This is a genomic window from Desulfuromonas sp. (assembly GCF_002868845.1).
In the GTDB taxonomy this organism is placed as follows: Bacteria; Desulfobacterota; Desulfuromonadia; order Desulfuromonadales; family BM501; genus BM501.
Genome location: NZ_PKUB01000001.1, coordinates 1 through 17627, shown reverse-complemented (window position 1 = coordinate 17627; position 17627 = coordinate 1). Strand labels below are relative to the sequence as shown.

At 62.3% G+C, this 17627-nt stretch carries 20 protein-coding genes and 3 pseudogenes; 18 read left to right on the top strand and 5 right to left on the bottom strand.

Annotation, left to right across the window (positions count from 1 at the left end):
* The 6 genes and pseudogenes from C0617_RS00115 to C0617_RS00090 all read left to right on the top strand — a co-directional run.
* Nucleotides 1-279, top strand: a pseudogene (locus C0617_RS00115) (cytochrome c oxidase subunit I); the annotation flags it as partial.
* Nucleotides 276-878 carry a cytochrome c oxidase subunit 3 family protein gene (locus C0617_RS00110; protein WP_291314983.1) on the top strand — a complete coding sequence of 201 codons (603 nt, stop codon included), beginning with the start codon at nt 276-278 and terminating at the stop codon, nt 876-878. The pseudogene C0617_RS00115 and the gene C0617_RS00110, both read left to right, overlap by 4 nt.
* A 136-nt stretch (nt 879-1014) precedes the next feature.
* The gene (locus C0617_RS00105) at nt 1015-1299 is read left to right on the top strand and encodes a cytochrome C oxidase subunit IV family protein (RefSeq protein WP_291314982.1); all 285 of its coding nucleotides are present in this window, start codon (nt 1015-1017) and stop codon (nt 1297-1299) included.
* Nucleotides 1300-1309: 10 nt separating this feature from the next.
* Complete coding sequence (gene coxB / locus C0617_RS00100; protein WP_291314981.1) at nt 1310-2524, top strand: cytochrome c oxidase subunit II; 1215 nt, start codon at nt 1310-1312, stop codon at nt 2522-2524.
* A gap of 50 nt (nt 2525-2574) precedes the next feature.
* On the top strand, nt 2575-3399 hold the full coding sequence (locus tag C0617_RS00095) for a protoheme IX farnesyltransferase (RefSeq protein ID WP_291314980.1): 825 nt from the start codon (nt 2575-2577) through the stop codon (nt 3397-3399).
* A 51-nt stretch (nt 3400-3450) separates the two neighbouring features.
* Nucleotides 3451-3606, top strand: a complete 156-nt coding sequence (locus C0617_RS00090) for an ion channel (protein WP_363324412.1) — start codon at nt 3451-3453, stop codon at nt 3604-3606.
* 523 nt (nt 3607-4129) lie between these two features.
* Here C0617_RS00090 and C0617_RS00085 read toward each other — a convergent pair.
* Together C0617_RS00085 and C0617_RS00080 are read right to left on the bottom strand one after the other, a co-directional pair.
* On the bottom strand, nt 4130-6019 hold the full coding sequence (locus C0617_RS00085; RefSeq protein ID WP_291314979.1) for a monovalent cation:proton antiporter-2 (CPA2) family protein: 1890 nt from the start codon (nt 6017-6019) through the stop codon (nt 4130-4132).
* Nucleotides 6016-6624, bottom strand: coding sequence for an NAD(P)H-dependent oxidoreductase (locus C0617_RS00080; RefSeq protein WP_291314978.1), 609 nt, complete (start codon nt 6622-6624; stop codon nt 6016-6018). Before C0617_RS00080 ends, C0617_RS00085 begins: the two co-directional genes overlap by 4 nt.
* Nucleotides 6625-7124: 500 nt before the next feature.
* Here C0617_RS00080 and C0617_RS00075 point away from each other — a divergent pair.
* Together C0617_RS00075 and C0617_RS00070 are read left to right on the top strand one after the other, a co-directional pair.
* Nucleotides 7125-7418 (top strand): annotated as a pseudogene (locus C0617_RS00075) (HAD hydrolase-like protein); the annotation flags it as partial.
* Between the two features lie 385 nt (nt 7419-7803).
* A pseudogene (locus tag C0617_RS00070) lies at nt 7804-8241 on the top strand (hypothetical protein); the annotation flags it as partial.
* A gap of 80 nt (nt 8242-8321) precedes the next feature.
* Here the strand turns inward: C0617_RS00070 and C0617_RS00065 are convergent.
* The 3 genes from C0617_RS00065 to C0617_RS00055 form a co-directional block, all read right to left on the bottom strand.
* Nucleotides 8322-9131 (bottom strand): DUF547 domain-containing protein, encoded by an 810-nt coding sequence (locus tag C0617_RS00065; protein ID WP_291314976.1) that lies wholly within the window; start codon nt 9129-9131, stop codon nt 8322-8324.
* Between the two features lie 40 nt (nt 9132-9171).
* The gene (locus tag C0617_RS00060) at nt 9172-9441 is read right to left on the bottom strand and encodes a hypothetical protein (protein ID WP_291314975.1); all 270 of its coding nucleotides are present in this window, start codon (nt 9439-9441) and stop codon (nt 9172-9174) included.
* A gap of 154 nt (nt 9442-9595) precedes the next feature.
* Nucleotides 9596-9928, bottom strand: coding sequence for a peptide chain release factor-like protein (locus C0617_RS00055; protein WP_291314974.1), 333 nt, complete (start codon nt 9926-9928; stop codon nt 9596-9598).
* Nucleotides 9929-10041: 113 nt separating this feature from the next.
* Between C0617_RS00055 and C0617_RS00050 the strand changes: the two genes are divergently transcribed.
* From C0617_RS00050 to C0617_RS00005, 10 genes are all read left to right on the top strand, one after another.
* The gene (locus C0617_RS00050; protein WP_291314973.1) at nt 10042-10581 is read left to right on the top strand and encodes an ACT domain-containing protein; all 540 of its coding nucleotides are present in this window, start codon (nt 10042-10044) and stop codon (nt 10579-10581) included.
* A 3-nt stretch (nt 10582-10584) separates the two neighbouring features.
* The gene (gene def / locus C0617_RS00045) at nt 10585-11085 is read left to right on the top strand and encodes a peptide deformylase (protein WP_291314972.1); all 501 of its coding nucleotides are present in this window, start codon (nt 10585-10587) and stop codon (nt 11083-11085) included.
* 89 nt (nt 11086-11174) lie between these two features.
* A complete protein-coding gene (locus C0617_RS00040; RefSeq protein WP_291314971.1) occupies nt 11175-11768 on the top strand; it encodes a TetR/AcrR family transcriptional regulator in 594 nt (197 codons plus the stop codon).
* A gap of 407 nt (nt 11769-12175) precedes the next feature.
* On the top strand, nt 12176-12496 hold the full coding sequence (locus C0617_RS00035) for a hypothetical protein (RefSeq protein ID WP_291314970.1): 321 nt from the start codon (nt 12176-12178) through the stop codon (nt 12494-12496).
* Complete coding sequence (locus C0617_RS00030; protein ID WP_291314969.1) at nt 12466-12714, top strand: hypothetical protein; 249 nt, start codon at nt 12466-12468, stop codon at nt 12712-12714. Before C0617_RS00035 ends, C0617_RS00030 begins: the two co-directional genes overlap by 31 nt.
* 469 nt (nt 12715-13183) lie before the next feature.
* Nucleotides 13184-14491, top strand: coding sequence for a multiheme c-type cytochrome (locus tag C0617_RS00025; RefSeq protein WP_291314968.1), 1308 nt, complete (start codon nt 13184-13186; stop codon nt 14489-14491).
* A gap of 67 nt (nt 14492-14558) precedes the next feature.
* Nucleotides 14559-15812, top strand: coding sequence for an outer membrane protein transport protein (locus C0617_RS00020; protein ID WP_291314967.1), 1254 nt, complete (start codon nt 14559-14561; stop codon nt 15810-15812).
* A gap of 80 nt (nt 15813-15892) precedes the next feature.
* Nucleotides 15893-16015 carry a hypothetical protein gene (locus C0617_RS00015; protein WP_291314966.1) on the top strand — a complete coding sequence of 41 codons (123 nt, stop codon included), beginning with the start codon at nt 15893-15895 and terminating at the stop codon, nt 16013-16015.
* Nucleotides 16016-16045: 30 nt separating this feature from the next.
* The gene (locus C0617_RS00010) at nt 16046-16312 is read left to right on the top strand and encodes a hypothetical protein (RefSeq protein ID WP_291314965.1); all 267 of its coding nucleotides are present in this window, start codon (nt 16046-16048) and stop codon (nt 16310-16312) included.
* 40 nt (nt 16313-16352) lie between these two features.
* Nucleotides 16353-17024, top strand: a complete 672-nt coding sequence (locus C0617_RS00005; protein ID WP_291314964.1) for a hypothetical protein — start codon at nt 16353-16355, stop codon at nt 17022-17024.
* Nucleotides 17025-17627 lie beyond the last annotated feature (603 nt).

The window sequence follows — 17627 nt, the reverse complement described above, 5'->3', positions numbered from 1 at the left end:
ATCAAGGGGATGCCCCGGCGCTACTACGACTACCTGCCCGAGTACACCAGTCTTAACCAGTTGGCCACGGTCGGCTCCTGGATTCTCGCCGTGGGCCTGACGATCATGTTCGTGAACCTGTTCCGCGGCGTTTTCCGCGGTGCCCCGGCAGGCCCCAACCCCTGGGGCGGAGCGACCCTGGAATGGACAGTGCCGTCGCCGCCCCCGAAGGAGAATTTCGAGAAGGATCCGACCGTCACCCACGGCCCCTACGACTTCAAGGGAGCGGGGCTGCTGTGAGCGAGGAAGTGCACAAGGACTACGCCGGCGCCAAACTGGGAATGTGGCTTTTCCTGTTCACCGAACTGATGCTGTTCGGCGGGCTGTTCATCCTCTACGCGGTCTACCTGCAGCGCTACCCGGCCGCGTTCGTTCAGGCCAGCAGGGAACTCAGTCTTCCCTTCGGAACGGCCAACACCCTGGTACTGCTGACCAGCAGCCTCTTCGTGGCCCTGGCGGTCAGCGCGATGCAAAAGGGGCAGCGGGGGCAGACCCTGGCGCTTCTGAGCGCGACGGTGGTCTCGGCAGCCGTTTTCCTGATCAACAAGTACTTCGAGTGGAGCGCCAAGATCGCCCACGGCATCTATCCCGGCTCCGAGCACCTGAAAGACATGGCCCCGGGACAGGACGTCTTTTTCAACCTCTACTACATCACCACCGGACTGCACGGCCTGCACGTGCTCATCGGAGCGGCCCTGCTGGTCTGGGTCCTGCTCGGCGTCAAATCCGGCAAGATCGGGCCGGCAGACAATGTCGCACTGGAGAACTCCGGACTCTACTGGCACCTCGTCGACCTGGTATGGATCTTCGTTTTCCCCCTCTACTACTTGATCCTGTAGAGCTTTTCATGCCGCAGAGACACGGAGACACAGAGAAAACCCGTATTGCAGCAATCGAAAAACCGGCCTTGTCTTTCCTCCGAATCATTGTGTCTCGAGACGGCGCAGCGAACGGATGGCAAAATAAGAGTTGTCCATGACAGAGAAAGCACCCCATATCGTCAACTCCCGCACTTTCGTGATCGTCTGGTTGCTGCTGCTGGCCCTCACCGCGGCCACCGTCGGAGCCTCCCGGCTCGACCTCGGCCCGTTGAACATCTGGGCCGCCCTGGGCATCGCTTCGGTCAAATCGGCCCTCGTGATCGCCTTCTTCATGCACATGAAATACGAGGGCCGGCTGCTGCGGATCTGCCTTCTGGCAACCCTTGTGGTCCTGGCGATCTTCATCGGCTTCACCTTCTTCGACGTCCTTTACCGCTAGAGGCAGACCATTGAATCCGCAACTGGCAACCACAACCGAAACAGTCGACTTCGTCTTCCTCGTGATCTTCGGGATCTCGGCGGTCATGCTCCTCGGCATCACCGCGACCATGATCTACTTCCTCTTTCGCTACAACCACAAACGCCACCCCCGGCCCACATCCCAGGTCGCCTCGAACCTGCTGTTAGAAACCGTCTGGACAATCATCCCCACGGTCCTGGTCATGGCCATGTTCTACTACGGCTGGGCCGGCTACCTGGCCCTGCGCAACGTTCCGGAGGGGGCGATGGAAGTCACTGTCACCGGGCGCATGTGGTCCTGGCTCTTCGAATACGACAACGGAAAGACCAGCGACAGACTCTATGTCCCGGCGGGCGCCCCGGTCAAAGTCCAGATCCGCTCGGTGGACGTGCTGCACAGTTTTTTCATCCCCGCCTTCCGCGTCAAGCGAGACGCCGTCCCCGGCATGGACACCTACGTCTGGTTCACCGCCTCCAAACCGGGCTCCTACGACATCTTCTGCGCCGAGTACTGCGGGGTCGCCCACGCGGACATGATCACCACCGTGGAAGCTCTTCCCCCGGAGGAGTTCGCCGCGTGGTACGAGGGTGAGAAGAGCGCCGCGGAAGAGACGCCGGGCGCCGGACTGCTGGCCGAACACGGCTGCACCGGCTGCCACTCCCTCGACGGCTCTCCGGGGGCCGGCCCCACCCTCCAGGGCATCGGCGGGCGCCAGGCGATCGTCGTGACCGGGGGCCGTGAGCGGACCCTAAGCGCCGACGCCGACTACCTGAGGCGCTCCATCGAAAACCCGGGGGCGGACGTGGTGAAGGGCTACCCGGCGATCATGCCCGCCTATACGGGGCAGATCCCCGAGGAGGATCTGGAGCAGATCATCGCCTATATGCTCGGTGCGCAAGGGGCTTCGGAACCACCCCTCGACGGCGCCGAACTGGCGGGCCAAAAGGGCTGCCTCGGCTGCCACTCCACCGACGGAAGCGAGAGGGCGGGTCCCTCCTTCAAGGGCCTCTTCGGCCGCCAGGTCACCGTCCAAAGCGAAGAAGGTGAACGGAGCGTGACCGCCGACGCCGCCTATATCCGCACCTCCATCCTGCACCCGGCCCGGGAGGTGGTGGCCGGCTACCCGCCCATCATGCCCGCCTTCGCGGACCTATCCGAGGCCGAACTCGATGCGATCATCGCCTACCTGAAAGAGCTGAAGTAGCCGTGCCCGAGCGCCCGTGGGACATTGCAAGAGCCCTAATTCGACTGCCCATGTCGGCCGCCATCGCCGCTTCGGGCCTGGTCGGCTACGCCTTTTTCCCGGCCCCAACGGGAAACGCCGCCCCCGCCCTGACTGGCGGACTCTTCCTGCTGGCGGCCGGCGGATCGGTCTTCAACCAGGTCCTCGAGCGGGACACCGACGCCCTCATGGAGCGGACCCGGAACCGCCCCCTGCCGGCGGGCCGGATCTCCCCGCGCGCCTCAGCCGTCTGGGGCACGGCGCTGCTGACCGCCGGCACAGCGGCCCTGGGGGTCGGCCTCCCCCCGGCAGTGGCAGCCCTCGGCCTGCTGGGGATCGGCATCTACCTCGGGCTTTACACCCCGCTGAAGAGACGCACCCCGCTGGCCCTGCTGGCCGGTGCCCTGTGCGGCGCCCTCCCCCCCCTGATGGGCTGGCTGGTCGCGGGGGGCCACCCCTCCGACCACCCGATCCTGCTTCTCTGCGGCCTGCTCTATCTCTGGCAGATCCCCCATTTCCTGCAGCGCGCCTGGACCGACCGGGAGGACCTGCGCGGGGCCGGAATGGCCAACCTTTTCGACCACCTGCCGCCCGAGCGGGTCCGGCGCCTGATCCTGCTGTGGTGCCTGGCCCTGTCGGCAACCACCCTGCAGTTCCCCGCCTTCGCCCTCCTCGAGCAGAGAGGTCCGTTCCTGGCGGCGTTGATCGGAGCCGTCGGGCTGGCCGCCTATTCGGCGTGGAACTGGCGCTGCGCTGACCGGGAGGCGCCGCCCCCGTCCGCCGCGCCCCTCCATTTTTTCCTCCTCCTCATGATGACATCCTTAGCCGTTAATGGCATGCTGTCGCGTCTGCCCTGAAACCCCCTTCCCCCACCTGTCCCGACGACGACTTCGACAGAAAGACTCCGCCTGCGCATCTACCTCGCCATCCTGTGCGCCGCCATGTCCCTGGGAACCTTCGGCTTCATCCTGGCCGAGGGGCTCTCGCTGGCCGACGCCATTTACTTCACGGTCGTCACTATCGCCACCGTCGGCCGGGTTGTTCCACAAGACAAACGTGCGTGATCGTTTGAGATGAAAACCATAAAAAATTCAACCCCCTAAAAGTGACCCACACTCCCCCAATACGCACTTAATGTTCACGCCGCATCAAAGCTTTTGCTCAACTCCCCGCCGGGCCTGATAATTAAACGGCAAAAAAAAGTTCATCGGGGATTTTCGGGGAAAACAGATCCCCTGTGACGCCGCCGGAGCGGAGTGGATGAATTCGGAAGACGCGGACGGATGTCCGAAGCCGAAGGCGAGTTTCCGTCCGCGCCGAATTCATCTGCGCAGCGCAGGGAACCCGAAGGGCAAGGAGCGGGGCGGCCTTCTTTGGCGTTCCCTTTCTTGGCCGAGCAAGAAAGGGAACTCGACTGGCGGGGCGAAACCCGCCGGTTTTTCCGGTTCTGAACGGAAAGCGGGACCGGAGGAGGTCTCTTTTTTCCAACTCGTCCTCCCCGTGAGGGGGTCCCGAAAAATCCTGAATAACCAAAAAAAAGGCCCTCCCAGCGACTACCGGGAGGGCCTTTTCATTGTCATTCCCCGACTACGAAGGGTTTTCGTGCTGCTCCGTCGCTGCCGTTACAGGGCTGCTTGAGTCCCAGGCATGGTCATTCTGGGCGTGGTCGATGGCGCGGTCGCTGGCCAGTAACTGCTCCTGCAACTGGATCTGCTCTTTGGTATTGGAGATGTAGGTGCTTTCATCGTGGCGATGGGGGGCCAGATGGTGCATTGCGGCCTCGTCATGCTTCATGAAGTTCTGCCCGGCCCGGGTGGCGCTGAAGCGCCGAAAGCCCAGGTTTGACAGCACATCCACCCCCGCCTGTACCGACGTATGGAGAAAATCGCGGTAAATATGGTCGACCCCCAGGTCGAGGAGTTCGTGGGCATCGAGGTTGTTGCCGGCCCGCGCCATGATCTGCAGGTTTGGAAAATGTTTTTTGGCCGTGGCCACGAGGGTGTTGACCGTCGAGAAGTTGTCCGTAGCGATGAAGAGGATGCGGGCGCTGTCCGCGCCTGCCGAATGGAGGATATCGAGGCGGGTTGCGTCACCATAGAAGACCTTGAAGCCCATCCGCCGGAGCAGGTCGACCTGGTCGGAGTCGCTGTCGAGGATGGTCGCTTCGACACCGTTGGCGCGCAGAAAACGCCCCAGGGTGCTGCCGAAGGAGCCGAAGCCGGCAATGATGACCGAGTGTTCGGTGTCGATGGCGTCGGCTTCCTTCTCCTCCTGTTCCGGGGTGCCGAAGCGCGGCAGTACCAGCCGTTCGTTGATCAGCATCAGCACCGGGGTCAGGGTCATGCTGATGGCGGTCACAGCCATCAGGGTGTCGGTCCAGTCGCTGCCGAGGATCTCCAGTCGGCTGATAAAGGCGAGCAGCACAAAAGCAAATTCCCCGACCTGGGAGAGGCCGATGGCGAAAATGGTGTTCTGGTCGAAGGAGAGCCGAAACAGCTTTCCGGCAAGGATAAGTACCGCTGCCTTGATGACGATGATCCCCATCACCAGAGACATGATGGTTCCGGGGCTTTCCGCCAGCAGCTTGAAATTGATCGATGCGCCCACCGCAATGAAGAAGAGACCGAGCAGCAGCCCCTTGAAGGGCTCGATGTCGCTTTCGAGCTCATGGCGGAACTCGCTGTTGGCCAGCAGCACACCGGCGAGAAACGCGCCAAGGGCCGGGCTCAGCCCCACCAGCTGCATGATAAAGGCTATGGCGACAATGATCAGCAGCGCCGCGGCGACCGAGAGCTCTCTCACGCTCGCCTTGGTGATAATGCGGAGAAAGGGGACCACGACATAGCGGCCCAGAATGAACACCAGGGCCACGGCCAGAAGGACCGAGCCGGCCTTCAGCCAGACCGGCAGGCCGTCCAGCAGTCCCGGGCCATGGCCATGTTCCGCGCCTGCACCGCTCTGCAGGGCCAGAAACGGCAGCAGAGCCAGGATCGGGATGACGGCGATATCCTGGAACAGCAGCACGGCAAAGGAGCTTCTGCCGGCCTGGGAGCTCCCCAGCCCCTTTTCCTTGAGGGACTGCATCACAATGGCCGTGGACGAAAGGGCCAGGGCCAGGGCGGCTGCAGCGGCCCCCCGCCAGTCGAATCCCAGCAGCGTAAAGCCGCCGAACAGAATGAGGGAGGTCAGGCCCAATTGCAGCGATCCCAGCCCCAGGATGCTGTTGCGCATTTTCAGGAAATGGGCCGGTTCCAGCTCGAGACCGATCAGAAAGAGCATCATCACCACACCGAATTCGGCGAAGTGCATGATGTCTTCCCCCTCATGTCCGACGAAGCCGAGGCAGAAGGGGCCGATGAGAATGCCCGCCAGCAGATAGCCGAGCACCGAACCCATCCCGACACGCTTGGCTAAAGGTACGCAGACCACCGCCGCGGCAAGGTAAACGATGGCCTGCCCAAGAATGCTGCCGGTCATGGCTGCTCCTTTCGGCCCAGGTCGGCAATCCAGTCATTGAGAAACGCGTGTTTCCTGATCGCCTCAAGGGGAGGAGATTCTGCCAGTTTCTCGAGCACCTGCCGGTACCAGTAGGCATAGTCCGCCAGCATGTTGTCGGTCAAAAGGTAGGTCCCCTGGACTGCGAAAGGCGGCAACCAGGTCATCCTGCAGAGGTTGGACGCCTGCTCCAGCGGGCGCAGCAGTTCCCCGACGGTATACCGGTTGAATCCACCGTGGGAATAGCTCTCCCGCGTGCCGCCGGAGGTGATCGCACAGAATATCTGCTTGTTTACGAGGTTGTTGGCCCCTTCACCGTGCGCCCAACCATGTTCAAAAACCAGGTCGACCCACTGCTTGATCACGGCCGGCGCGCCATACAGATAAAACGGGAAGTGCCAAACAATGATCTGATGTTCCAGTAACAGGGCCTGTTCCCGGGCGGCGTCGATGTTGAAGTCCGGGTAGTTTTCGTAGAGATCATGGACGGTAATGAATTGCTGCTCGCGAAGACCGTCCAGCAAAGCCCTGTTGGCTCGAGACTTCTCGTAGCGCGGATGCGCAAAGAGGATCAGTATCTTTTTCATGCTGAAAGGTATATTCAAATTCAAGACTGAAGTCAAGAAGTGTTGTGCAGAGAAACCTTGGCGTCAGATATTGAATTGACAGTTTGAATGGCCCCTATTTTCCTAGGCACTTCTGGCTCATCCGGCGTTGTCTCGAAACTTAGAATTTTCCAGACGTAGAAATGGTTGACCCTGACTTCAATTCGGCCCAGATTGGCCACACCTAATCCTTGTCGGGATTGTGGCTACCGGGTAGCCCTAGAGTGTCGAGTGAAACGGTGGCGATTCAATTATAGGGGGGCGTGAGGCTTAAAAGAGTGCCCAACAATCGACTGGCCAGCATGACATTTTCGATTATTTCATTTCACCTACGACAGCCTCAACGCCGCATTCCGTCTGCTGAAGGAGGGTGCGCCGCTGCTCGCCACCGGAAAGACCCGCTACTTCCAGGGAAGTGACGGCCTTCTGCTCGACGCCGGCCCCTTCATCACTGCCCTGAGTATGCCTCCGAAACGCGGGCCCGGATCTTCGGCAAGCCGGCCCCGGCCTTCTTCCTGCGCGCCGTGGAGGAACTGAGCTGCCGGCCCGAGGAGGCAGTGATAATCGGCGACGACGCCCGCTCCGACGTGGCCGGCCCGCTGGAGACCGGCCTGCAGGGCATCCTCGTCAGGACGGGGAAATACCGTGTCGGGGTCGAGGCTTATGCCGAGCCCGGAGGCGGCCGGGTGGCGGAGGACATCGCAGCGGCGGTAAGTCTGATTCTTAGGGAAACCGGGGGCGGGCCGGGTAGGAGTGGAGCGTCCCGCGTCAAATGACCGTGGCGCGGTAAAGGCCGGAGAAAACCGATGCAACCCCGGCCAGGGGTGTTTTTCCAAAAAGGGAAAGGACCGTGTGAAACGAAAACCCTGAACTGGCAGGTCGTACTGGGAATTGTCCTCGTCGTCCTCTCGGCGATCGTCTATACGATCCGCTATTTCCTGTTCCACGACGCCCACCACCTGTTCATGTTCCTCGTGGGAGACATCGGCTTCGTCTTCATCGAGGTGCTGCTGGTGACCATGATCCTGCACAAGCTCCTGGAGGTGCGGGAGAAGCGGGCCAAGCTCAACATGGTCGTCGGCTCCTTCTTCAGCGAAACCGGCACGGAACTGCTGGGGCTCCTTTCGGGCTTCGACAGGGAAGTGGAAGCGACCCGGGACNACCCGGGACCGCTTCGCCGCCAGCGACAGCTGGAACGGGGCCGACTTCGCCCGGGCGCGCCGGGATGCGGAAAGGGTCACTTTCCGCATCGACGCAAGCCGGGCCGACTTGACGGCCATAAGGGACCACCTTGAGAGGAAGCGGGACTCTGTCCTGCGCATCCTGGAGAACCCCAACATCCTGGAGTACGAGCGCTTCACCGACGTGCTCTGGGGAGGCTTCCATCTCGGCGAGGAACTGGGTCATCGCCAGGACCTGAAAAACCTTTCGGAGGCCGACCTCGGCCACCTCGGCGGGGACATCGAAAGGGCCTACACCCGCCTGACCTGCGAATGGCTCGCGTACATGGCGCACCTCAAGCAGGACTACCCCTACCTCGACTCCCTGGCCCGTCGTCTCAGCCCCTTCGACCCCCAGGCCAAGGCCGAGATCAGCTAAGAAAGGCGCTGCCGCCGAATACATTTCTCGTCAAAAAGGCCACCCGCCAGGGTGGCCTTTTTGACGAACGGATCTCCTCATTACCGGTTCAGGTGCCAGTCGTAATCCTTCCACTCCAGGTCCGCCGCCATGCCCCGCTCGATAAGAAAGTCCTTCACCTCGCCGTGGTCGAGGTAGCGAATGAGCATGTTCATAACCCCCTGGTGGCCCCCGAAATCGGGTCGGTACCACTTGAAGATAGGGGAGAGCTTGATCAGGTTTTCTTCGGGGCGTATCTCCACTTCCGGCCCGTTGACGAAGCCCGATGCTGCAACCTCCAGCTGCTCCTCGATGCGGTCCGGGGTGTAAAAATTGATGGGCGGGCAGGACGAGGAGGCACAGACGAGGGCGAAGTGGATGCGGGGATCGGGGGGGTCGACGACGTACTCCAGGCGCCGGTCAGATGAAGAGAAGGGGTGCAGCAACCCGTGGGGCGGCCGCCGGTTGCCGCGCAGGATGCCATGCTCGATGTCATCGGGAGTGAAAGTCATCTCCCCGATGCGGTAGGAGATCCGGCCGAAGAAGTCGGAAACCTCCTTGACCGTCTCCCGGATCTCCAGCTGGACGACCCCATGGATGACGAGGGTGTTGTAGATGTTGATCCAGAAGGCGAGCCTCTCCCCCCCGCTGCGAAGCCGAGCCAGATCGTAGTCCCGCAGCAGGGCGGTGTCGGCCGCATACTCCCGGTAGGCCCGGGATGCCTTCATGGCCGAGTAGTCCACCTTGCCCCGTTCCAGATCGTAGAACTCCCCCTTCAGCCGGTTGATGTCGCTGCGCAGGTGGGCCGCAACCTCCAGCTCGATATCGCGCTGCGGAGGGGGCCCGTCGTTGAGTACCATCCTGGCGGCCATGGTTTCACTTTCCCCCGCCCTCGCGGGTAACCAGACAAGATCAGCCCGGAACGACCTTCCGTCGCAGGCGGAAGAGCGCGTCCACCTCCGCACGCCCCCCGTCGAACAGCTCCAGAGCCCCTTCCAGTTCCTGCAGGCTCCCCGCCGCCTCGACCGGCCCCTCCACGAGGCGTCGCATAAGCAGATCGACCTCCCGGCAATGGATGGCGCCCCAACCCAGGAACCCGGAGGTGTTCTTTCCCAACCGCTGGGCCTTGCGGCCCGGATCGAGTTTCGTGGTCTTCTGCTGCTCCGCGGCCGCTTCGGCCAACGGCCGCATCCCGCGGCCCGGAGAGCGGCTCTCGTCGAATATACGTTAGCAGAGGGAGGGGGGGTGTCAACGCCAGCGAAACGGGCTGAAGAGAATGCCGGGGCGAAAAAGCCGGGTGCTTCCCGCGGGCTCTGACAGACCGGGGTCGAGCCGGTCAAGACTCGACCCGGCCCCGACCCCGCTTGATCTCGCCGCGACGCTTCTTCTGTCCCAGGCGCCGCTCCCGGGAGCCCTTGCCGGGGCGGGTGGGAACGCGCCTCTTGCGGGGCCGGTTGCGAGCGGCCAGGCGCTCCCGAAGGCGCTCCATGGCGCGCCTCTGGTTCGTCAACCGTGAGCGGGATTCTGCGGCGACCACGATCAGGCCGGTGGGCAGGTGCTTGATGCGCACCGCCGTCTCGCTTTTGTTCTTCTTCTGCCCGCCCGGCCCGGGGGCCTTGAAGAAGGTCACCTCCAGGTCGCGCTCGTCGATGTCGTGCGAATCTTTCACATCTCCCCCTATCTACTGGAAATTTCTCTGCATCCATGTTAGAAGGAAAGGAGATGTGGCGCAACCCCGCGCTGTTTGGCCCAACCCGAACCCTGCCGCCTCGAGGTGTCCCTATGAAACATTTCGCCCTTACCATCATCGGTCGTGACCGCTCTGGAATCGTTTCCCAGGTCACCGAAATCCTCTACCGTCTGGGATGCAACATCGCCGACTCCAGCTGCAGCCTGCTGGGGGGGCAGTTCGCAATGATCCTCATCATCTCCCACCCGGAATACGACGGCGCCGAAGGATTCGGCGACTCCTTCAAGCCCCTCGAGGAGAGCGGCCTGTCGGTCTTCCTGCGCACCCTCAAGCCCGGTGGGGAGCAGCGGCCCGATATTCAGGGGGAGGCCTGCATGATCTCCGTGTACGGCTCCGACAAGCCGGGCATCGTCTACCGGGTGGCCAGGGAGCTCGGCGCGCGGGAGGTGAACATCACCGACCTCAACACCAAGCTGATCGGCAGCGAGCAGCGCCCCGTCTACGTCATGATGATCGAAGCGATCCTGCCCCCGGCCATTTCCGTGGAGGAGTTGGACGAACTGATGAAGGGGATCAAGGACGAGCTTCAGGTCGACATCAACGTGCGCCCCATCACCCCGGTGGAACTATAAACCATGGCCGTTCGCGACATCCTCCTCTACCCCGACCCGGTTCTCAAGACCCCCTGCGAGCCGATTGCCGCCCTCGACGCCGAGGCCGACGCCCTCGTCCAGGACCTCGTCGACACCATGGTCGCCGCCGGCCATTCCGTCGGCGTGGCGGCCCCCCAGATCGGGGCCAGCCGCCGCGCCGTCGTGGTCGACGTCTCCAAGAGCAAGCTCGGCCGGGACAACAACCACGGCCTGCTGGTCATGATCAACCCCGAGATCATCGAGAAGGAGGGGCAGGAGACCATGCGCGAGGGGTGCATGAGCGTCCCCGACTACACCGGCAACGTCACTCGGGCCGAGCGCATCGTCGTCCAGTTCACCGACCGCGACGGCCAGGAGCGGGTCGTCCAGGCCAGCGGCTTCGAGGCGGTGGCCATCCAGCACGAGATCGACCACCTCGACGGCTTCCTCTTCCTCGACCGGGTCTCCAGCCTCAAGACCGACGTCTTCCGCCGCAAGAAATAACCCCCACGAAGACTTGATCCCGGGACGGATTTCGATTATATTGATACCCGAATAAAGAACGAACGCTCACTCGCCACCCGGGAGGTCCAATGGCAGAGAACAGCCGCAGGGCGGAAAAAGCCCAGGATCTGCGCAGAACCATCATGAATACAGCACTCCGCCTCTTTACCACCAAGGGCTATTTCAACACCTCGGTCCACGACATCCGCAGGGAAGCCAACATCAGCATCGGCGCTGTCTACCACCACTTCAAAAGCAAGGAGGAGATCGCCAAGGCCATCTATGCCGACCTGCTCGAATCGATGACGGAGGCCATGGAAGAGATCAAGGCCCGGCATGACTCGGCCCGCGAAGGCTGCCGGTCGGTGATGGGCTTTCTGTTCGAAATGACCGAAACCCGGCCCGCCGAAATGGAGTTCATGCTCTACGCAAAACACCGCGAATTCATGCCCTCGGCCATCCCCATCTGCTCCTCCCGCCCCCTCGCCATGATGCGGGAGATGGTCCAGGCGGGGATCGAGAACGGCGAGATTCGGGAGATGGAAACCACCCTCGCAACCACCTGCCTTTTCGGAGGGATGTTCCGGATGATCCACCTGCGCCTCGACGGGGTCATCAAGGATTCTCTTTCCAGCCACCTCGACACCATATGGGAGAGCGGATGGCGGGGGGTAGCACGGTAAGGCCTCTGCCGGCCACGCCTAATCACCGCCCCCACCTGCCAATTCACCGCCCTCCCCTTCCTTCCAGAACGCCCCCCTCCCTGTGCCGCCTCCGGACCGAAACGGACAACCCGCCGGACTGACAAAGTTTTTGACCGAACGTTCGCTCGCCTCTTGACAGTGGCACCCCGCTTGCACTACCCTCAAAGAAACCGAACGCTCGTTCGCGACCAAAGATTCTGCCGCCCCGCGCGCCTGCGGATCTCGTCCCGGCCGCCCGGGACCGGCAGCGGGCCCTTGAGATTGCGTCTCCGTAGCAGGCGGGACAAGGGGGCTTCGGCAGGGGCGGCCACACATACCGACCGACCGTTCGCTTGGAAACGTAACAATGCCTGCTTCCCCAGGCGACAAGACCAGAGGAGTCACCAATGAACAGCGTGGGAGAGAAAGACTACGAAGAGGCACTGATCCTTCTGTGCGAGGCCAGCACCCTCCTGGTCCGCAAACTTCGATCCATGAGCAAACCCCGGAGCGAATTCGTTTCAGCGCTCGAGATGCTCCTTCACGCCGCCGAACTCGCCACCCTCCCCGAGGGGAACCATGAAATTTGCCCGGCCTGCGGATCCCCCTACTCGCGCCCCCTGGGCAGCACGATCCAACAATGCCTCAGTTGCGACAAGACCTGGGGGCACCCCGAAACCGAAACGGAGATCGAATCATGGCTGATCGAGAAATTCTCCAGGCCGTAGAACGCCTCCGGTCGGCACAGGTGCTCCTGGCCGGTGCAGGGAGGAGGCAGCTGTGCCGTCCTGCGGCCCTTCTCCGGAAGAGCATCTCCTCTCTCGAGATGTGCCTCGGCGCCCCTCCGGCGCCCCCCGGCGGAGCCGCCGAAGAACCATGCCCCGAAGTCCAGCCGACAGCCCGGGGTGGCGAGGAACATCCTTCGCAAAAGGGCGAGAAGCGATGAAACTTCCTTCTGGCAACATTCCGACCGACCGCTCGGTTGGTACCTCCGCGCCGCCGGCCAGACGCATCCCGCGGTTCGTTCAGGGGCTGCCGGAGGCCTTACTCTGGGGACTTCTCGCCGCCTGCCTGAGCTGGCTCTTCATGTGCGCCACCCTCCCCCTGCTATCCCCGATTCTGGAGATGCCCCAAGGCAGGCCGAAGCAGGGCCTTTGCGCACTCCCCGCAAAACCGGGCCCACCTCCCCCTTCGCTTTCCTCCCTCCAGGGCCCGACACTCCAGAGGAAAAGGCCGGGTTTCTCGGCCCGAAAACGATCGCACCCGCAGCCCGGCGAGGCTGCTCAAGTGGCCACGTAAACAGCACAGACCAACCCTTTTTGCCGGCATCCCGAGGGGAGGTGAAATCAACCGGCGGACGGAAAACAAAGACGAAGCCTTTCAGAAAGAGCCAACCAACTGCACCGGAGGAGAAGATGAAAGTGAACAACCTGTGGAAACTATGCGGCGCCCTCTCCCTGCTGGGACTCCTTTTCGCAACCCTGGCCGGCGCCAGTTCGGAGCCCCACAGCGGCCCGCCCAAAAGCGTCCAGCCAAAATCCTATGCCAACCCGATGAACGATTCAAAGTGCCTGCTCTGCCACGGACAGCTCGACTATCTGCGCTCCATCGTGGAAGACACCAAGGACGGTTACGGCCATGACGTGGCGGCAGAGACGGTGGCCCAAGGCCTGTACGTCGCCTCCGAGTTCGTGAACGACCGCATCCACGGCAAGGCATCGTGCGAGTTCTGCCACGCCGGCGATCCCGACACCATGAACGTGGAGAAAGCCCACGAGGGGATCGTCAAGGATCCCACCGCCGACGGCGGCCAGGCTGTTTGCGCCTCCTGCCACAAGGACATCGTGGACAACTTCAAGACATCGATCCACTTCAACATGACCGGCGTCAAGTTGAAGCTTTCCGACCGCCTCGGCACCACCCCCCACAAAGAAGAGGTCGTGGGCAAGATCATGGAGGCCGACTGTCTCAACTGCCATGCCACCTGCGGCAGCTGTCATGTCGGCACCCCCCCGGTGGCCAACGCCGGCCTGCAGAAGAACCACTCCTTCGAGCGCGAGCCGGACAACCTGCAGGTCTGCATCCCCTGCCACCACCTGGCCGGTGCCGGCTTCTTCACCGAGGAGAAAAACCTGCACTCCGCACTCGGCATGGACTGCGTCTCCTGCCACAGCACCGAGCAGCAATTCCACGGCCGGGGCGGCCCCGAGGAGCCGATGGGGATGATGACCCCCGGCCTCATCGAAGCCGACTGCCACAACTGCCACCAGCAGATCGACAGCTCCAACGCGGCCCATGAGATGCACAACGACAGCGTCGCCTGCCAGTCCTGCCACGGCACCGAATACGAGTCGTGCATCAGCTGCCACGACAGGGTGCCGGACATGGAGCACATCTTCAAGCTGGGCGACTTCAAGGGCAAGATCTACCCCTTCGTCCATACCACGGGCAACATGTCGGCCGACATGTTCAAGCACCTGGGGATCGAACTGAAGCAGGATGACCTGGAGAGCAAGCCGACCTGGATGCCCTACCCCACCCACTTCCTGCAGCTGGCGCCGATCCACAAGGAGGGGGCGAAGGTGATGTGCGAAAACTGCCACGGCAACGACGAGATCTTCCTGCAGGAGGAGGACCTGACCTTCCCCGACCTGGAGAAGCAGTATCTGAAGGAGACTCCCAGGGCCCTGTCGGAAAGGGAACTGAAGAAAGCGGCGAAATAACCTCCAGCCCCCGCCCGGAGCGGCACGCTCCGGGCGGGGCCCATCCATGGAACCAAAGGAGTCCGTCATGAAAATGCTCGCCCGGATTTTCTTCGCCCTGGGTCTGGCCGTCCTGCTGCCGCTGGCAGCTCACGCCACAAACGGCGACAACCTCATCGGCGTCGGCCCGATCTCCAGGGCCATGGGCGGGGTCGGCATCGCCGCCCCCCAGGACGCCATCAGCGCCACCTTCGCCAACCCCGCGGCGATGTGCGTCGGCCCCTTCTGCCCCTCTTCGGAGTTCGATTTCGCGGCCACCCTTTTCGCCCCCACGATCGAGGCGAAAATCACCATCGGCGGCAACGAACTGAAGGCGGAGAGCGACAAGAAAGTCTACCTGGTGCCGGCCTTCGGCATCTCCGCGCCCATAAACAAGAAACTGCGCCTCGGCCTGTCGGCCTACGGGGTCACCGGCCTCGGCGTCGATTACCGCGACACGGAGATCGCCGGCCTGAGCGCCGCAGACGCCACCCAGCTGATGATCCTGAAAGTGGCGCCGAGCATCGCCTACCAGGTCAACGACAAGCTCTCTCTCGGAGCGGCGCTCCACGTGGTCAACTCGGCCCTCGACCTGAACCAGGGTTCCTCCTTCAACTACGGCATCGGCGGCCAGCTCGGCATCCTCTACCGCCTGAGCGAAAGCCTCTCGTTCGGGGCCACCTACATTTCGCCCATCAACGTCGACCACCAAAACGTCTACAACCTGGACGAGGTCACTCGGCAGAGCACCGACATGGACGACTTCAAGCTGGAGGCCCCTCAGACTTTCGGGCTCGGCCTCGCCTTTGAACCGAATGCCGACCTGCTCCTCGAACTCGACACCAAGTGGCTGAACTGGTCCGACGCCAACGGCTACGACGTCATGGACTGGGACGACCAGCTGGTCCTGGCCCTGGGCGCGCAACTCAAGCCGGCCGACAAGCTGACACTGCGGCTCGGCTACAACTACGCCGAAAACCAGATCAACGAGCATCACGGCTTCGACGGCGCCGGAAATACCGAGGTGCAGGGCAAGAACGTGCTCACCTACGGTTTCGAGTCTCTGCGGGTCATCGGCTTTCCGGCAGTGGCCGAACATCACGCTACCGTCGGCCTGGGCTACGACATTACCCCCGCATTGAGCCTCAACTTCGGCTACATGCACGCTTTCGAGAGCACCCTGAAAGGGAGCGGCACGATACCGATCCCCCAGAGCGATGGATCGGTCGTCGTGGCGCCGGTAGAGATGGAGTCCCGACTGAGCGAGGACGCCGTCGACTTCTCCCTGGCTTGGCGGTTTTAATCCCCAAGGGGCTCCGGCAGGGAACGCCCCCCGGAGCCCCCCTTCCCCGCGTCCGCAGAGACCGGTCAAGGAAGATATCGATGGAAAACCTTACGATGGAGGAGACGGAAAAGGCTCTCGCCATCCTGCACGAAGCCCGCAAGCTCCTCTCCATGAGCAGAACAGAGCCACAAAGGAACTCGCCAAGGGGGTCGACCGGTTGAGCCGGGCCTTTGACCTGCTCGAAAGGCCCGATGAACAATCGTGCCTTTGCCCTGCATGCCAACGCCAATCCTTCGGAGCACCGCGGAGCGGGCAATCCGGGTGCCTCACCCGTGGAGAGGAACGAAGGACTTCGACCCGTATCAAAGGTGGTGATGACCATGGTCAAACCAAAAACAGAGCAAGCCCTTGAATTGATAACCGACGCTCTTGAAATATTGCAGCGATCCGAGAACAAGGATATCCGGTCCGCCGTCGGCTTCCTCCAACAGACCCGGCAGTGGCTCTTAAAAGCATGAAGGCACGACCTTCCCGCCCCCCATCTTTCCGGAGAAGACCATGAAGAAAACGTTCTTGCCCATCCTGCTCTTTTGCTGCCTGTCCCTCCCCCTGTTCGCACGGGCCATGCCCTGCCATTGCTTTTACGTGCGCGACTTCGACCCCGGCCAGCCTGCGGCCGCCGACCCCTATTTTCTCGCGACAACCCAGAATTCCTTCTTCAGCGTGGTCTTCGGGATCGAGAAGAAAAAGGTGATTTTCGCCAAGCAAAAACCCCGCGTCACCGCAGAGGGCCTCTGGATCCTTTACTGGCTGGCCCAGCGCTCGGGAAAAGATCCCGCGCAGTGGAAGGCGACACGGAAGGCTGCGGGGAGCTGGCCCGACGCCCTGTCCGGGGCGGGGGTGTCCGAGAACCTGCTGCCGCCCCGCGTCATGTCTCTTCTGAAGAAGGGCGCCGGTGACAACGCCTTGGCCAGCTTCGTTGTCGACGATCTGCTGGCGGGAAGGACGGGGACCTCCCCGAAGGAGCTGCAAGGACTCCGCGCGGAGGGAGCCGGCGACGCAGAAACGATTCTGGCCTGCCTGCTGGCGCGCAAAACCGGCAGGCAGCCCGGGGAGCTGTTTCGCTCGGTGAAGAACGGCAGCAGCACCTGGGGCACCCTGATACTCAAGGCGGAGATGGACGGCGGAAACATGGTGGAGGAGGTGAAGAGCCTGCTGGGTCCCGACTAGGTGCCTCGGGGCGGCGACCATTTGAACGGGAGCGACCGCCCGGTGCGCCTCTCCCCCCTGAAATGCGACGCCCTCCGTCGAAGAAGAGAAAGACCTCCGAGATTTCTTCCCCCAACCTGGAAACGGCGAAATTGCAGGAAAGAAGATCCTCTCTTCCGGTGTGTGCGATCAGGATGCGACGCGTGCAGGACGCACTGTCAATGCAAGGCACTTCCCCAGAACTTACCGTCGGCAAACCGGACCGCCACAAGATAAAACCTTCAGGCGGGGCCATACAAAACAGCTTCTGTATCCTACCCCGGACATTCAATCTTGAGCATTTACATGCGTTACCTATTTATAACTTGCCATAAGATGCGCCATATGGTTAATAACTAACCAGAGAGAGAAAGGGGCTATCCAGTTAAAAAATAAGCATAAATTCATAAGCCCCCCCCCACGCCAAGGCGCTTTCAGACTCCGAACCAGGGCGGTCCCGTCCCATGAAAAAAACAAAACACCTCGTCATCATACTGGTCGTTGCCCTTGCCCTCGGCATCGGCCTGCCGGTCTACAACGTCACGGTGCTCGAACCCGCCGTATTTCACCTGCTCACCGACGCGA

Coding starts and splice junctions, on each gene's coding strand:
- C0617_RS00030 (WP_291314969.1), top strand. CDS start 12,466: ATGGCTGATCGAGAAATTCTCCAGGCCGTAGAACGCCTCCGGTCGGCA.
- C0617_RS00010 (WP_291314965.1), top strand. CDS start 16,046: ATGAACAATCGTGCCTTTGCCCTGCATGCCAACGCCAATCCTTCGGAG.
- C0617_RS00080 (WP_291314978.1), bottom strand. CDS start 6,624: ATGAAAAAGATACTGATCCTCTTTGCGCATCCGCGCTACGAGAAGTCT.
- C0617_RS00085 (WP_291314979.1), bottom strand. CDS start 6,019: ATGACCGGCAGCATTCTTGGGCAGGCCATCGTTTACCTTGCCGCGGCG.
- C0617_RS00095 (WP_291314980.1), top strand. CDS start 2,575: ATGTCGGCCGCCATCGCCGCTTCGGGCCTGGTCGGCTACGCCTTTTTC.
- C0617_RS00040 (WP_291314971.1), top strand. CDS start 11,175: ATGGCAGAGAACAGCCGCAGGGCGGAAAAAGCCCAGGATCTGCGCAGA.
- C0617_RS00050 (WP_291314973.1), top strand. CDS start 10,042: ATGAAACATTTCGCCCTTACCATCATCGGTCGTGACCGCTCTGGAATC.
- C0617_RS00015 (WP_291314966.1), top strand. CDS start 15,893: ATGGAAAACCTTACGATGGAGGAGACGGAAAAGGCTCTCGCCATCCTG.
- C0617_RS00105 (WP_291314982.1), top strand. CDS start 1,015: ATGACAGAGAAAGCACCCCATATCGTCAACTCCCGCACTTTCGTGATC.
- C0617_RS00065 (WP_291314976.1), bottom strand. CDS start 9,131: ATGGCCGCCAGGATGGTACTCAACGACGGGCCCCCTCCGCAGCGCGAT.
- C0617_RS00025 (WP_291314968.1), top strand. CDS start 13,184: ATGAAAGTGAACAACCTGTGGAAACTATGCGGCGCCCTCTCCCTGCTG.
- C0617_RS00020 (WP_291314967.1), top strand. CDS start 14,559: ATGAAAATGCTCGCCCGGATTTTCTTCGCCCTGGGTCTGGCCGTCCTG.
- C0617_RS00035 (WP_291314970.1), top strand. CDS start 12,176: ATGAACAGCGTGGGAGAGAAAGACTACGAAGAGGCACTGATCCTTCTG.
- C0617_RS00005 (WP_291314964.1), top strand. CDS start 16,353: ATGAAGAAAACGTTCTTGCCCATCCTGCTCTTTTGCTGCCTGTCCCTC.
- def (WP_291314972.1), top strand. CDS start 10,585: ATGGCCGTTCGCGACATCCTCCTCTACCCCGACCCGGTTCTCAAGACC.